Annotated in this window: 15 protein-coding genes; 10 read left to right on the top strand and 5 right to left on the bottom strand. The window is 63.2% G+C overall.

Going from position 1 to position 15347, the window contains the following annotated elements:
* Positions 1–420: 420 nt before the first annotated feature.
* Genes ACYVF6_RS35980 through ACYVF6_RS35970 form a run of 3 tightly spaced genes read right to left on the bottom strand, consistent with a single transcriptional unit; the run spans position 421 to position 1192 of the window.
* On the bottom strand, positions 421–585 hold the full coding sequence (locus tag ACYVF6_RS35980; protein ID WP_460528082.1) for a hypothetical protein: 165 nt from the start codon (positions 583–585) through the stop codon (positions 421–423).
* Positions 586–587: 2 nt separating this feature from the next.
* Complete coding sequence (locus ACYVF6_RS35975) at positions 588–782, bottom strand: hypothetical protein (protein ID WP_460528080.1); 195 nt, start codon at positions 780–782, stop codon at positions 588–590.
* Complete coding sequence (locus ACYVF6_RS35970; protein WP_460528078.1) at positions 779–1192, bottom strand: hypothetical protein; 414 nt, start codon at positions 1190–1192, stop codon at positions 779–781. Before ACYVF6_RS35970 ends, ACYVF6_RS35975 begins: the two co-directional genes overlap by 4 nt.
* A gap of 218 nt (positions 1193–1410) precedes the next feature.
* Between ACYVF6_RS35970 and ACYVF6_RS35965 the strand changes: the two genes are divergently transcribed.
* The 4 genes from ACYVF6_RS35965 to ACYVF6_RS35950 all read left to right on the top strand — a co-directional run bounded on the left by ACYVF6_RS35965 (position 1411) and on the right by ACYVF6_RS35950 (position 5914).
* Complete coding sequence (locus ACYVF6_RS35965) at positions 1411–1800, top strand: helix-turn-helix domain-containing protein (protein WP_460528076.1); 390 nt, start codon at positions 1411–1413, stop codon at positions 1798–1800.
* A gap of 367 nt (positions 1801–2167) precedes the next feature.
* A complete protein-coding gene (locus tag ACYVF6_RS35960; RefSeq protein WP_460528072.1) occupies positions 2168–3472 on the top strand; it encodes a hypothetical protein in 1305 nt (434 codons plus the stop codon).
* 31 nt (positions 3473–3503) lie between these two features.
* A complete protein-coding gene (locus tag ACYVF6_RS35955; RefSeq protein ID WP_460528070.1) occupies positions 3504–4436 on the top strand; it encodes an NAD-dependent epimerase/dehydratase family protein in 933 nt (310 codons plus the stop codon).
* A 53-nt stretch (positions 4437–4489) separates the two neighbouring features.
* Positions 4490–5914: a restriction endonuclease gene (locus ACYVF6_RS35950; protein WP_460528068.1), complete on the top strand. Its 1425-nt coding sequence runs from the start codon at positions 4490–4492 to the stop codon at positions 5912–5914.
* Positions 5915–6918: 1004 nt separating this feature from the next.
* Here the strand turns inward: ACYVF6_RS35950 and ACYVF6_RS35945 are convergent.
* Positions 6919–9513: a hypothetical protein gene (locus ACYVF6_RS35945; protein WP_460528066.1), complete on the bottom strand. Its 2595-nt coding sequence runs from the start codon at positions 9511–9513 to the stop codon at positions 6919–6921.
* Positions 9514–9673: 160 nt separating this feature from the next.
* On the opposite strand from ACYVF6_RS35945, the gene ACYVF6_RS35940 reads away from it, so the two are divergent.
* The gene (locus ACYVF6_RS35940) at positions 9674–10252 is read left to right on the top strand and encodes an NUDIX hydrolase (RefSeq protein ID WP_460528064.1); all 579 of its coding nucleotides are present in this window, start codon (positions 9674–9676) and stop codon (positions 10250–10252) included.
* Positions 10253–10861: 609 nt separating this feature from the next.
* Here the strand turns inward: ACYVF6_RS35940 and ACYVF6_RS35935 are convergent.
* Positions 10862–12064 (bottom strand): helix-turn-helix domain-containing protein, encoded by a 1203-nt coding sequence (locus ACYVF6_RS35935; RefSeq protein ID WP_460528062.1) that lies wholly within the window; start codon positions 12062–12064, stop codon positions 10862–10864.
* 280 nt (positions 12065–12344) lie between these two features.
* Between ACYVF6_RS35935 and ACYVF6_RS35930 the strand changes: the two genes are divergently transcribed.
* From ACYVF6_RS35930 to ACYVF6_RS35910, 5 genes are all read left to right on the top strand, one after another.
* Positions 12345–12686, top strand: coding sequence for a hypothetical protein (locus ACYVF6_RS35930; RefSeq protein WP_460528060.1), 342 nt, complete (start codon positions 12345–12347; stop codon positions 12684–12686).
* A gap of 53 nt (positions 12687–12739) precedes the next feature.
* On the top strand, positions 12740–12931 hold the full coding sequence (locus tag ACYVF6_RS35925) for a hypothetical protein (protein ID WP_460528058.1): 192 nt from the start codon (positions 12740–12742) through the stop codon (positions 12929–12931).
* 396 nt (positions 12932–13327) lie between these two features.
* On the top strand, positions 13328–13717 hold the full coding sequence (locus ACYVF6_RS35920) for a hypothetical protein (protein ID WP_460528056.1): 390 nt from the start codon (positions 13328–13330) through the stop codon (positions 13715–13717).
* 654 nt (positions 13718–14371) lie between these two features.
* On the top strand, positions 14372–14602 hold the full coding sequence (locus tag ACYVF6_RS35915; RefSeq protein ID WP_460528054.1) for a hypothetical protein: 231 nt from the start codon (positions 14372–14374) through the stop codon (positions 14600–14602).
* Between the two features lie 368 nt (positions 14603–14970).
* Positions 14971–15237, top strand: coding sequence for a hypothetical protein (locus ACYVF6_RS35910; protein WP_460528052.1), 267 nt, complete (start codon positions 14971–14973; stop codon positions 15235–15237).
* Positions 15238–15347 lie beyond the last annotated feature (110 nt).

The following is a 15347-nucleotide window of genomic DNA, read 5'->3' as shown; positions in this document are numbered from 1 at the left end:
GTCCCAACTGTCCGAGCCGCCCCGCCAAGCCTCGCCGCTTGCTCTCGCCTCCGCGAGGGCCGCCACTATGCCGACGACCCGTGATCGCCTTGCCGGGGTTGCCGGAACGGAGTCCTCGGCTTCCGGCCGGTCGTGCGCGCCGCTGCCTCGGCAACGTCCACCGTTGCCGGTGGCGCTTCCGCCGGCTGGCGATGAACAGCACCACGAAGAGGATCGCCGTGAGCACGCCGATCAGCAGTCCCGGCCAGCCAGACCGCGCGAACACGGCGACGACGAAGACCGCGGACACGACCACCACGGCGATGACCACGCCTTGCAAGCCAGGCCGGGGCGAGTCCGTGCTTGGCTGCGTCTCCGCGTTGGGAGGCGCATCAGCCTCAGGTGATGTCTCGGGGTTCGGTGTGGAGGTGGGTTGCTCAGTCATCGCAGCCCCCACGGGTCCAGCTCGTCGCGGAGGTAGTACAGCGGGTCCGGTTCGCCTTCGTCCTCGGCGGAGAGGGCCGCTCGGGCAGCGGCGAGCAGGTTCGCGTATGCCGCTCGGGTGCGTGCGAGTACCGTCCGGAGGTCTTCGGTTTCGTCAGTCATCTTCAGCTCCCGGACAGAAGGCGGACGAGGCCGCTGACGAGGTTCGTGACGGTGGGCGCGAACGCGGTCGTGGCGACGTAGAACCCGAACAGCGCGCAGACGGCGGCGTGCCACCACTTCAGGCCGGCGAACTTGTGCAGGATGAAGATCAGGGCGCCGAGCGCGATGACGAACGGCACTGAGATGGCCAGGCTCATGCGACCTCACCCCCGTTCTGGCGGGTGTCGTGGTCGTGCCGGCGGGCCAGGTGGCGTCGGTATTCCCGCGCCAGTCGCCAGCTCCGTACGAGCCCGATGCGGTTGTCGGGGTAGTCGCTGGCGCGTTCTCCGAGGTAGGCGACCGCGACCGGTCGCGCGTCGGTGGCGTCGTCCTCGTAGATCCGGACCCGGACGTACGCGACGGGAGGTCGGACGCGGGTGAGCCCGCCGTAGACCATGACTCGGGCGCCGCCGGGTACGTCGCCGCGGTGTTCGAGGATCCAGAGTTCGAGCAGGCTGCGTGCGATCTCGCGAGGCTGGCGGACGAACGTCTGCGTGCGCCCGACCTCGGTCGTCCAGCGGCCGTCGCCCTCGCTGGTGGCGATCTCGTAGGTGAACCTGGTCTTCATCGTGACTCCCTTCGCGAGGCGTTGCGCGACACGCCGGACTCGATCCGTGACAGCGCCGCTGATTCGTGAGCGAAAGCGCCCGAGAAATGGCCGAATATGGACCAATGAATAGCTGATTTCAGCTCTATTTCGTTGATTTCAGCTCTGCCTTGAAAGTGGCGCAGATAGCGCCGCCGAGGGGCGCGATTCGAAATGCCAGAGCCGCTAATCTCTGTGGCGTGGCGGAGGATTGGAAGGCGGTCGCCAGAGCCATCAACGATCGCGTTGAGGAGCTCGGCTGGCGCCAACGGGAGCTTGCGCAGCGGTCGCATGTCTCGCAAGCCACCGTCCGCGAACTCCAGAACCACACCGTCGAGCGCCGACGCAGCGCCCGAACGTTGGAGGCTCTGTCCACGGCGCTCGGCTGGCACCCGGGCTACCTGCACGCCGTGTTGAACCGCCGCCAGCCGCCTGACCCCGACGAGCCCTTGGCTGCCACCGGTCAGCCGAGCCTGCACTCCCGCCTCGATGCGCTCGAATCGCGCATGACGGAAATCACCGAACGGCTGGACGACGTAAAGGCCGATCTCGCAACGGTGGTCGAATACGTCAAGAGGGGGAAACTCTGATGCTTTGCTCATGCCTAGAATTCAAGGCTGGATCGGGCGGGCGACCCATGCATGAGGAATGCAGCTCCAATGCACGTTCAATGCATCATTCGGTTTTTCGCGCGGCCCGATGAACCTAGTGAGTTCCCGCTGGACCGGGCATACCGCGTGTGCGCTCCAGGAGGCTCTACGGGACAGCCATGACGCCTTCGCGGAGCGCCTCGGAATCGCCCTTCGGACCGTCGCTGGATGGCACCAGAAGCCCGAACTCGTGCCCCGGTCCGAGATGCAACAGCTTCTCGACACCGTGTATGAGCAAGCCCCGCCACAGATCAAGGCGCGCTTCGCTGAACTCGTCGGTGCGCCGGATCTTGAGTCATCGGCCGAGGTGGAGCGACGGCTCGACGAAGATCGGAACATCGGCAAGGCGCTTGACTGGCTCGACGAACACGCCGGATGGGAGCCGGGAGGGAGCCGGCGGAAGGTCGTCGCACTACTGACCAGCCAAGATGCGAGCGAGCTGCACAACCGCAGAGTGCGCAGGACGCGAGTCCGCCGCGAGGACGCCGTTAGGGCGCTCGGCCAGTACTACGGCGACGCAGTCGCGGGATTCGGCAGGTACGCCGGACGGTTCGACGGCGGGCGAACCGAGACCAGCATCCTCACGTCCGATAGCTGGCTGGATGTCGGCGCGCCGCTGATTCCAGCGCACGATCGCCTCAGGTTGACGAGCGCGATTCCGTACGAAGGACCGTCGCTGGACGAGGGGAGTGCGGCCCAAGCCGCGGAGCGCCTCGCCGAGACACTCGCCCTGGGGACGAGACTCGTCGATATGCCGCTGTACCGACTGCTGACCGCCGACATCCGCAGTGGCGACATTGCCGGCGACGTGGGCATGTCTCGCTTCGTCCAATACGCCCTCACGATTGATCCTCTCGAAGGCGAGCTGCTCGACGCCCTCGCGGCAGGCGTCGAACCTCGGCCCGGCTCCCTCCCACTGCGGGATAGCTTGCTACCCGACCTCGCGAGCGTTCTCGACCTGCCCGGCAGGCTGTGCTGTGGTGGCGCGCTTGCCCTGTGCGCCATCGCTCGCCCGGCGACGTTCACCCATCCGAACCCCGACTATCTGCTGCTCGTCCAGGAACGCTCCAGCAGTGTGGTCAACGCGGCGGGCAGGCTCGCGGTGATCCCGAAGGCGTTCCATCAGCCGCTCACCGACATCAGCGGCGACACGCAGATCGGAGCCACGCTCCGGCGTGAGATGGAGGAGGAGCTGTTCGGGCGCCAGGACGAGATCGACAACACGATGTCCGAGCAGCGCAGTGCCGACCCGATGCACCCGAGCCGGCTGTCGGAGCCGATGAGCTGGCTGCTTGAGACGCCGGGACGGCTGCGGATGGAGTGCACGGGCTTCGGGCTGAACCTGGTCAGCGGCAACTTCGAGTTCGCCAGCCTGATCGTGATCGAGGACGAGGAGTTCTGGGCTCGCTTCGGTGGCCAGATCCAGGCGAACTGGGAGGCCGCGAGCCTGCGGCGATACTCCAGCCTGGACCGCGGCCTGCTCGCCGAGTTGCTCGACGATCCGGCTTGGACCAGTGAAGGCCTGTTCGCCTTCATGCAGGGCCTGCGTCGCCTCGCCGAGCTCAATGGCCCCCGCGTCGCCGTACCGACCGTCGACTGGGAGCTAACGTAGGACGCTTCGCACGCGACATGAAGGTGGTGCCATGCGAGTTGTCGTGACAGGCGGCTTCGGCTTCGTCGGCCATGCGGTGACCCGAAACCTGGTCGCCGCCGGCCATGACGTAGCGGTCCTGACCCACAGCGGCAAGAGCCGCCCTCGCCCCGATGACGTGACCGTTCTGGAGATCTCCGACATCCGAGACCGGACCGGCATGCGCGACGCGCTGGTGTCGTTCCGCCCCGACAGCGTGTGCCATCTCGCCGCTTTGGCCCAGGTCCGGACGTCGTTCGAGCAGCCACTTGAGTACTTTGACGTCAACGTCGGCGGCACCATCAGCCTCCTCGACGGCCTCAGCTCCCTGAACAAGCCAACCACGGTGGTCTTCGGCTCAACCGGCTCCGTCTACGGCAGCGGTGCCGAGGGCAAGCTGAGCGAAGACGACCCGGCTCGCCCCGACACCCCCTATGCGGCCACCAAGTACGCCGCCGAACAGCTCCTGACCTACCAAGCCCAGACCGGCGCCATCGGCACGACCATCCTCCGCGCCTTCGCCATCGCCGGCGCCTGCGACGGCATCGGCGACCCCGACGACACCCGCATCCTCCCCAAAGCCCTCCGCGTCGCCGCAGGCCAGGCCCTGCACGTCGCCATCAACGGCGACGGTTCCGCCGTCCGCGAGTTCACCCACGTCCTCGACGTCGCCGAGGCCTACCGCCTCGCTCTAGAGGCCACCAAGCCCGGCGAGAGCCGCCTCTACAACGTCGGCAGCGGCACCGGCATCACCATGGCCGACCTGATCAAAACGGTCACCGAACGCACTGGCCGCGATGTCCCGGTCCAGCACCAGCCACCCAAGCCCGAACCCCACACCCTGATCGCCGACAGCATCCGCATCCGCACAGACCTCGGCTGGACCTCCCCGAACTCCACCGTCCCCCAAATCATCGGCGACTCTTGGGCCGCGCTTGAGCCGTAGCCGTCCAATGCCCGACAACGCGGCGCGTATCAACACAGCAGTTCCAGTAGAAGATGGGCGATGACAACTCCATGACAGACCGGTCGCTGCGGGAACAGTTGGATGCTATTAGCCAGATTGAGCGCGCCACGAAGAGGGGACTGGAGTTGGAGTCCCTCACCGCAGAGCTATTTCGCCAATATCACTTCAATGTAATAAAGAATCCTGGTACAGCACGGCCCAGGCAGACCGACGTCTTGGCTATAAGGGGAACCGAAGCATATCTGATCGAATGCAAGTGGCGAAGCGACAAGGCAAACATCAATGACATAGACAGCCTACGGTCGCGGTTACGACGAACCAGTGGAGGGGTGGTCGGACTCTTAATCAGCTTCCGAGGCTTCAGTCAAACTGTGCTGGCCGATGTAGAATCGCACAGGGATCAGCCAGTTCTACTCGTTTCTGGAGATGAGCTGCAGACAGTTGTAAGCGGCTTGCGGACGTTGTCCGGGATGCTTTGGCAGAAGAAGCAGGCGCTGCTTGTAGACGGCAGGGTCATCCTTGACGAGCCTGTTCAGCGTGCTTCGAACTTCAGTAAGTCAGGGCTGCCCCACAATGAAAGTTACTACCTCACGACGGACGGCAACCGAAGTCACGTCATCGAATTTGGAGGAGAGTACGGACAGACGGTTTTTGCTCATAGACTTCCCGATATCGATTGGGTGCCTGCGGTAGGCCACGGAGTCACTCTGGATGTGGAACCACCGGTATTTGATCAGGAAGGGTTGCATGGCCTACTTAGCACGCTGGCAGACCTCGGCTGGATTAGCTCAGAAGGACGATGGAGTGTTCGTCAGGCTGCTAGGACGTGGCATGGTTTGGGTTTCTCTGCGTTCGTTGAAGAACTCAAGCTCTGGAAATCCCGGGCGTCCTCCGCTAGTGCTCACCACAGCGAGGAAGTGTGCTATGTGGACAGATGCGATGGCGGCTTCTACACAGTCACCGCAAATGTTGCCGCACATGAAGTTCGTCGAACGACGATGACAGGCGTCTCGTTCCAACTGCAGGGCATACCGCTAGATACCGAACCACTGTTACAACTATGCCGCACCCTCGGAGCCCATGACGGTCTCTACTTTCGTCCACGGGCCGAAAAGTCAATCCGCCGTCATCTTATGAGCCCGACAACAATTGATATTCAACCTGTCGCCTACCTTGTGTCACGAGATCCTGACGATCGCACGCCACACGCCGAGTGGGTAACTGGCGTTGTTGTTGCCAATCCCTTCCGAGGAATTTCGCCAGCCGGTCAAAGGGGACAGACCCTGCTGGAGCAGGCGGGCGAGCTCGCATCAACGGAAGATCTGATTTGTGACCTGATCCACCACCATCCCTTTGGCGGATCAGGTTACACATACAAGCTTGTCGGGCTTGATCTTTCGTCCACCTCACATGCGACCGTGTGTCGGCCGTTTGCGGACTGGGTCAGGTCGACGTAGCCGGACGAGTGGCGCCACAGCATGTGAGACGGCCGGCCCAGTGCAGTTTCATGATCGGCGGCCCATGACCCAATCGAAAGCCGCATCGTTCGTCAGGTCGCCACGGAGAAGACGCCGGATAACCTCCTCCGTTTCGGCCGCCGTAGGTAGTCCAGGCGTCGACACTTCAAACCGATCTGAGTCGAAGACAGCCGGTGAAGCCGTTACGGTATTAAGTGAGCTAACTGCCGCTTCTGCAACGGTTGCCCATATCCAGCGGAATCGAAGTTGGCGATAGGTGCGAAAGGGCACCGTTAGCTCGCTCGTGAAGAGGGTCCGGCCATCCCAGCCGATCGATCGCGTAGCTCGGATTGACTCGACATTGAGCCGCTGCTGATGGAGCTTGAAGTCATATCCCGGCACGCGGCTCACTGCTGCGGCGAGGTCGTGCTCCTTGAGGTACTGCCTGTCCCGTATCTGAAGATGTCTGACTGCCGCATGCCATAACCGAAGTGTCCTACGATTGACCGTAACCGATAGCAGGTGGTGGCGAGGGAGATATGTCCAGCTAGGGCCGTGATCGCTGTGTTTGGCGAGCTGGAAGATGCCCCACGGCCTGCGCCGGACCGACCATCCGGGTATGCGTCCAATGGTCGGACCTACTTCCCATTCTTCATTCGGAGACGACGGTCTGAATAGCTCAAAGAGCGCACGATCGTGGAATAGAAGCTCCTGAAGAACGTGGCAAATATAGTTGTGTAGCGCCCGCGACAGTGTCTCAGTGTAGTCGGAGAACTCCTGCAAGAGTACCCCAAGTTTGTCCTCCGGCCTTACGGTAGCCTCTGAGGTTAACGGACGCAATTGAACGGACCAGTTGTCGTCGTGCCCATAAACATCGAGATCGTCAACCAGCATGTTTGTATAGAAGCCAAGGCGGGGAGGCGATACTACCGCCCGGCGTTCGCTTGGCGTGGTCAGTGGGCGATCCGATCTTGATGCACGCCGATGTGCTACCTCGAGGTGTCTCATTTCTGGTCCTCCGTCGGTATTCGATACCTCTTGAGCTCATGAATCTTTCTCGGGAGATCGATAATTCCGTCCTGCCCAGCGACGCACGGGAGGAGATGTAGCGCAACGAAGATCGACTCGAAGCCGTAATACTGCGCTCGGCTGAGCAAATCCAGAAGCCATGACGGATGGGCTTCTTCGTTCAGGTCGCCGACTGAGTCGATATTCAATTCGCGTTTGGCCAGATATCTCTGTACGGCTTGCTCTCTGTCTGCGGTTCGCATGTTGCCATTCCACAGGGCGATGAATCCATCGAATGCGACTATCGACGCGATTGCGAAGTTGACCTTGGCGACTGAATTGTCTGCCAAGACCCGGTCCCAATTATCCTTGAATGGAGAGAAGAATGCCGAATCCTCATTCAGGTGCGAAAGTAGGAGTGCAATGCCCGAGAGCTGGCACAGAGCTACAATGGGCTCACATATGTATGCTGCCTTCACTCGATCGTGTTCTCGTACCACCGTTGCGGCAAGTCGCTCCCGTGCGGTATCTGTGGCAGTGAATAGGCTGGTGACCATGGGCCGGAGGATCTCTGGTCGACCCGACAAGAGGGCGTCAAGTACGCTATCGAGGGTGCGGAAGTAGGCCCATCCGAACGTATCGGGTTGGTCAGGAGCATACGATGTTGTACTGATTGCTCCAGCTAGATGTGCAATATTGCGTGCGGAAACCGCTTCTAGGGCCGCCAGTCTTGGCCGAATCTCGCCAAGATCGGTGTCGGGCCACTGGTCATCAACATCTTTCTTGCAAGCCCTGCAGAGTTCCAGAACTTCCTCAACCGCCGGAAGATTGACCCTTAGTTTGTGAATGGCTTCGTCCATGCGACCCCAGACCGGCCCAGCTGCGACATTGGTCGGTGGCGCGGCGGCAGCGTTAGCCCAGTTGACATAGCGGGTCTCAAGTGAGTGGACCAGTGACGTGAGCTCATCCATCATTTCGATGGCAACTGCACGGCTGACCAATTGCCGGACTGCGTAGTCTGGCGTGATCACACGACCTTCAGCGTGGCGCTCGATATCAAGCGCTCGTCTCAGGTTTGAAACCAGGGCACGGGGTAAGGGGCCCAGCTCTCTGCGATCTCTGCCGCGACCTTCCTCCAACGTCCAAGCGAGGAAGTCATCCTGTAGAGATCGGGCATAGTCGCCAAGGCCAAGTACGGCGTTTACCTGGGCCAGTCCAATGGTATCTGCGAGGTTGTATCGATATGCGTCGTAGTCGGCGGCGGCCGTCTCCTCGGGTGTGACGTTGACTGACGCTAGACAGTCAGTCCAGAGCGCGGATTCCTGGAACATGCCGCGGCCAGTGAGAAATCGTGTGAGGTCCGGAAGGCTGGCGGCGAGCGTCGACGATTCGGGTAGCGATCGACGACTGAGGAGGCGTGCTAAAGTGCCGGCGAGGCGGCGTTCGAGCCAGAGCCGATCAGGCTCTGATGGTGCTTGCAGCGGTGTCCTGGTCGCGATGGCGACTGCGACCGTGGTGTAAGGCGCAATCAGCGTGTCACCGTGCTTGACACGGCTGGGATACCATCCACTTTCCAGAGGCAGCAAGGGCTTTACATTTGCGTACATCCTCCATGCCGTTGCTATGAACATCGAGGCGTCATATAAGCGGCGGTCGAGGGGCACAGATGGATTCCCGGATGCATCTGATATTGGCGTGCGTTCCGAGAGAAGATTGAATATCGCATCAACGGCATCCATGAGGCGGATGGCTTCTGCTCGGGATTGGAGGGCTCTGGTATTGCGCGGGTTTCCGCTCCTAGATTTGTCTGCATTTCTGATGCAGCGCCGCATTTCCTTGATGATCCGCCTTAGGAGGAGCGTAGGTTCAAGAAAGTCGAGTAGCTCCGCCCCACGCCTGGCGAGTCCAACGATAAGGAGGAGATTTGCGGCGAGGCTAAGTGCCAAGGATAGGGTCGTCGGCGATGCTTTGATAACAGGAAGTGAGAGGAGGATAAGTCCTACGAGCAGCGCGTATAGATTGACCGTGGTGTATGACCGCCCAGCCGGAAGAGTAAGCAGGAGCCGTCGAAGCTGGGGGGTGGCGCTCAGGTACGTTGTGGTTACAACGATGCCTACTGTCGCGAAGTAGAGTGCGAGCAATGTGCCGGCCACGCCGACACCTGTAGTAAGAACTTGGCTGTAGGACTCGCTTGGTGGGTGGGCGCCGAGGCTGGCTACATGACGGAGAAGATCTCTGAGTGCCGTAGTGTTCTGGGATATTCGGCTCTCTGCGACGCTCGCTGCGATTGCTGGAACATACTGGCCGGCAGCCACGATGAGCAATGCGATGACGAGGCTCTTGGCGGTCTGCACTGCTAGGTTGAGGGTGGCTTTCCCTGAGGCCAAGCTCTCGCGAATGCGTTCGCTGATTTGGAGCCTTCGCCATCCGAAGTTGGCTCGCGACTGCTGTAGCCGTCCTCTGGCTTTCCAGTAGGCAGGTCGTAGCATGACGGATGACGCAATCCGCGTTGCGATGTTCTTCACCCGAACTGACTCCAAGTTGCGGTTCTTGATGTCCTTGGCACGACTGAGGTCGAGTCGCGCCGCCATGGCTGCGATGGATCCATCCCGGCTGAGGGCACAGACAGGCCGTTCTCGTAAGTCGGAGGAAGGACAGCTTAGTTACACCGGGTCCGTGTCAGGCGCCTCGCTAGATGCAGGCGGTGAAGGTCCCGCGTGAGAGTGTGACGCCGCTCCGTACAGTCAGACCATGCCCAAACCCGAGGAACTTGAGCGGATGCGGTGGAAGGTGTACGCGGAGCGGACTCTCTATGAGCATCGATGGGTACGCCTTGTCCTGGTCGACATCGAGCCACCGAGCGGGGAGCGGTGGTGGCATCATGTCGTGAGGCTCAACCGGGTTGCGATCGCAGTCGTGCTAGACGACGCTGACCGCGTGCTGATGTTGTGGCGGCATCGGTTCGCGACGGATGAGTGGGGTTGGGAACTGCCTGGCGGCATCGTGGACGGCGAGGAGGACTCGGCGACCACTGCGGCACGGGAGGTGGAGGAGGAGACCGGCTGGAGGCCGCACGCGCCGCTGCGGAAGCTGCTGGAGTTTCAGCCGATGCCCGGCATGGTGGACACTCCGCATGAGCTGTTCCTGGCGCACGGAGCCGACAAGATCGGCGAGCCGACCGACGCTGAGGAGGCCGGCGTCGTGTCGTGGATACCTATGGCCGATGTGCCGGCGCTGATCGCCCGTGGCGAGGTCCTAGGCTCCGGGTCCCTCGTCGGCCTGCTGCTGGTGATGTCGAGACTGAAGCCGGAGGGGCGCGAAGACACCTGACCAGCTCGACCGCCATTCGGTACACAAGCTTGGCCTGCATGGCTGCCTGCGTCGGAAAGAAACCCTCGCTGAAACCGTACTAGCTGATTACTCTCAGGCATCGATCGCCCGTCGAGGACGATCAGCTCGACTCTGTAGTAGCCGTTCTTGCTGGTCGAGCGCCTGTGGTTCATGGCACCGTTCGGCCTACGCCCAACGCCAAGTGCATCTTGTGTGATAGTATCGCACACATGTTCGAGCCCGTCGCGCTACTGGAGGACCGGCGTGGGTCGATACGAGAAGTAGGAGCGCTTCGAAGTGCGCCCTACACGCCGGGGGCACGGCGTCTTCGACACCCTGATGGAAGGGTTCGCGCGCGAGGATCTATGGGTGGAGTCAGCCACCAGGGAAGTTGAGTGGAGTAACAAAGGGCAGTTGAAGGCCCGACCGCCCAGGCCGGTCGAGATCTGGATTGACGTGGGTGGCTTCCGGGGCACCTCACGGCCTGGGCGCTGCTGCCCGATCACGAGACTTGGCAGGGCCTCGCCGTCATCGATGGCGACACCCGAGTGCACTGGTATCCGCCGGACAGGCTCCGGCCATTCGGCACCTGGTAAAGGGAGACAGGAGCTAAGCAGCCCGCACAACACGCTCAACTCGTTGACGGTGGCGCACCGACCCCGTCTGCTTGGCAAGTTCTTGAGCGCGCTCGGCATGCCGTCTTGCTTCGTCCCGTTCGCCCTGTGCGAGCAGGGATATCGCTATATCGCACTCAAGGCCCGACGTCGCACGGATGAACGTCGTGTCCATCCCGTCGAGCGCACGGAAGAGGTCGGAGGTCGCCTGGTGGTCGCCGATGCGGGCGAGAACGTTGCCGCGCCACCGAGCCATATGTGCAGGCTGAAGGAAGATGTACGGCAAGTGTTCGTCCGGTTCGGACGGAAGCACTTCCGCGGCCTGGTCGATACTTCGGCGAGCCTCGTGGGCGTTGCCGGCTGCTGCCCATGCCTCGGCTTCGGTCGCTAGCAGCCAGGCGTCGAGGATCTTCGGGATGCGGCCCGCAGTGGTCTGCCGGGCTGCCTGTACGAGTTCAACGGCGTCTGCCTGGCAGCCAAGGTCCAGCAGTACACAGGCTTGCTCTGCCATTGAGTGTGCGAACGATGCCATGCTGTCGGCCTCACGAGCCGCTGCCTTCGAGGTCTCGTGGAGTTGCCAGGCTCGCTCAATGTCGCCGAGGTCGAGCGCCTGCCAGCCGGCGAGGGCGGTTGCGTCCGCGAGCGCGCGGGCTAGCGGAGCCCGGCCGGTCGGCGAGATGGAGTGCGACAGAAGCGACTGCATCGGTTCGATGAGCTGGAGGAGCCGGTCATGGGTGGCGGGCGCACCAAGCTTGCGGTCCAACGTCCGGATCTCGTCGAGCTGCTCCATGAACATGCGGGCGGTACCCGGCCCGATCGAGTGACCGGCGGCGAGCCTGGAGAGCATCTCCGGACGACCGCCGCCAGTCGGCTGGCCCTCCTCGTGCGCTCCGGTGATCTCGTCGTTGCTCGCGAGCTCTGGCTCCGGGTCAGGGGTTCCGCGCCGAGTACGCCGGCTGGCCGCGACTGCCCGTTCGAGCGATCGCAGGTCGGTGGGCAGCACATCAGCGAGATGGCGTAGCCACTCGGTTGACGGGAGGCGTCCGTCTCTCTCGTTCTCCCAGCGGCTGATCTCGTTGCGGGTGTTCGTGGGACGGCCCGAAACCTCTGCGAGCAGCTCGGCCAGCCTGCGCTGGGACAGGCCTTCCGCACGGCGTAGCCGGGCCAGCATCGGCCCAAAACGCTCCTCGCCTGCCATCCGCCTGAACCCGTCTCGTCCACAAGTCCTACGTTCTGTCAACGCTTGACAGCATATCCTTACTCCTCGCCATTCGGCCCCTCATTCGGCCCCCTAATTGGCCCCTCCCCTGGAACCTCCCGGGCCACCCCTCGGACCGGAAGAGTTGCGGTCCTGACGGCACGTCCGCCGATGAATGGCGCGGGTGACCTGCATGCCCAATGCAGGTGGCAAGCACCGTCGCCCCAGCGGTCGAGCTGTGGAAACCGAGATTCGTCGACGGCGAGGAGAGGAGGCAGCGATGGAGCATGTACCCGGCTATCCAGACTGGCCCCGCACGCGGGGCGAGCTCGACGTAATCGCCGTGCGGTACCTCCAGTTGCACCGGCCGGACGGCGTGACGAAGTGCGCGGTCTGCGAGAGCTTCAGCGACTGCGAGCCTCGGACATGGGCCGAACGCTGGACCAAGCAACGTCGCCGCGAGGCCGAACGCGCAGCCCGGCAGCGGCGCAACCCAGCCGTCCGGTCGGCGCTCGCAGGCCACTTCAGCTTTGACACCCAGCCCGTGGCTGTGGCCCGCGACCGGAGCGACGCAACGTCGTCAGCGGTGATGTGGGCACTAGCGCTGAGGAGCTTCCTGTGACACATGCGCTCACTTCGCATCGCGGCTCCCGTAGGCGGCGGTCGATCCGACGGTTGACGATCGCGATTGCGGCCGTGGCCGTCGTCATCAGCGCCGTCACTGTGGTTTTTGGCATCTTCCGTGCGTCGCCGGCCGATGGTGCCGCCGGACCTCAACGAACTATCGACCTCGAGTTGCGTCAGCAGATCCACGAACGCGCAGACCGGCGTAACCCGATCGACTGGGCCGATGTGATCGCCCGATGACGACCGTGTTCATGGAGCCACCGGACGACGGGATCCCCGCTCAGCGTGCTCCTTCGAGGAGGCGATGGCCGACGCCGTGCTGATGTTGCCCGAAGGCCTTCGGAGACTCGCCGAGCAAGACGCCGAATTGCACCCCGAGGACTACGCGACAGGTGACAAGCAGTCGTCCCCCAGACACCCGCCACCCAGCATCTTGGACCAGTTTCCGAGCGAAGGCCGATGCCCTGGCCCTCGGGTGGCGGGGTTGTACATCACCATCCACGGCGCGCCATCCCCGGCGACGGCGGCCGGACGTTCCGAGAGACTCCGTACCCAGCGCCTCTCGTTGAGATCGCCCCCGCCCGGCCGCCGTCGTCTACCAGCTCGTCGCCCAATCGAGAACAGAAAGCCAGCAGCATGGAACCGCAGAAGTCGGAGCCGTACACACGTGAGGAAATGCGTGCGTGGCTGGAGTTGCTGGCGAAGCATCTCGACGACCTTGGATGTGCCGTCATCGACGACCATCCGCTGCCGCCGAACCTCACGTGGCCACCCCCGCCGACCGCGCCCGCACTCACGATTGACGATCCTGGCGGCGAGGCCGCCGTGGTGTCGCTCTGGGGCTACAGCGTCAGTGGCAACGGCACGAGCCGCCCAGACAAGTCCTTCCGGCAGGACTTTCGGCTGATCGTCGACAACCGGGCGGTGACTCTGTCGAGCGGGGGCGACCCCGACGAAGCCGCTCGCAGGCTGCGTGAGCTGCCGAGCATCCGCAAGACCGGGGCGCGGGACCAGCCCACACCGTAACCACGCTGCTGCTCCAGCAGTGGTTCCGAGCCCTACATGCTGGCGCGTGCCTCGCTTCCCCCACGAGCACGCGTCACCAGGGCCGTCGCTGCGCACTGGTTCCCCCGTGCCGGTCGTGGCGACGGCCCACCTCCCTTAGACCAACCGCCATAAGCGAAGGGTTGACGCCGTGCGAATCAAGGACGCGCTGCTGCGCGGCGATGGATGGCCGCGCGCCAACGGCAGCGTCCCCTAGGGATCCCGCGTCCCATAGCCAGCTGGTGCACGCGACGGCACAGTCCGAAGTAGATGCACCAGTAAAGCCCTCTGGGAGCCCGCGGACGTTGGGCTGTGTCTACCCATCGCGGCACGTGCCCGCCGCGGTGACAGCGCCATTTCCCTCGGGCTCCCGGAGGCAAGTCCGTCACGCAGGCAGCACCTTGCCCCGATGCCTAACCGGTACAGGCGCCCGCCTTGCGGCTGGGTGCGGGTTCGAAGCCCGCTGAGGGCACGGGATACCGAGCACACGCAGGAACTCGTGCTCGGACTCCCACGGCCTGCCTTCCCATTGCCTGCGCGGCCAGGCAGGTCATCGGGTGGACGTACAGACGTCCATCCAAACCTGCCGCCCTGGTGCCGCCGGGGCGGCAGGCCTTACACCTCAACCGAAACAGGATGCAGAGGGGCAAGTTGCTCGTGCGCTTCGAAGCACTGATCTACGTCGTAGTTGCCGTATTCGCCGCGACCCCCAACGTCATGCCGGTGTATGCCGATGGCAGTCGGACGCTGATCGTCGCGCCCGATCGGCCGCAGGCTTGGCCCGCCGATTCACCCGCTCAGCTCTGGCCGACCGACCCATGCCCAGGTGGCGACTGCCCCGAACTGAAGGGCGGATGGCTCGTCTAGGGCGCGCGAAAGCACATCCGGATGTCGCAGCCCGGAACGATCATGTGCCCTACCTGCAAAGGAAGTGGCCTGCAGCCCAAGCTGAAGAAGGTCCCAAGAGACAACAACGACTATGACTCAATGACCACCGAAAACTGCAGTACATGCAGCGGACAGGGCGAGATCGCCCGCCCGCCCGCATAGGAGACAACGCAGATGGGACGGAAGAACAACCGGCGGCCGGCCGAGCCGGCGCCGCTCGACACGAGATGGATCAAGTCGGGGCCGAGGGAGTACTCGCCGGCAGCCCGAGCCCGATGACCGACGCTCCGTCGCCCTGGTGCCGGGGAAGGACGCAGACGCACCGCCAAAGAAGGAAGGACGCCAACGTGTTAACCGACAGCCGGGAACGGCCCGACGACCCGGTCGAGCACTACAGCAGGCTGCTGTTCGAGCTCAGCGACGCCATCGACTCGATCCAGTGCGATCGGCGGCTGGCGATGTACCGCGCTTACCAACACGGCATGGAGCCTGCGGACATCGCCCGCCGTGCACATGTCGAGATCGCCGACGTGCAGAATGCGATCGAATCTCTGAGCAAAGAACGTGACGTTGACGGCTGGCCGATCGCTAAGTGGTGTCGCCGGCCGGCGTAGCCGCCTTCGATGGCTGTAATAGTGTCCGGCCCAAATGATCTCGGGCCGGACACTCTTGCGTGGCAAGCTCGAACCGACCTGGCCGATTCATGGGGACGTAGCTTTTTGGA

This window comes from Flindersiella endophytica (assembly GCF_054779015.1).
Note: the sequence above shows the minus strand (reverse complement) of the source record. Positions and strands in the feature narration are given on the sequence as shown.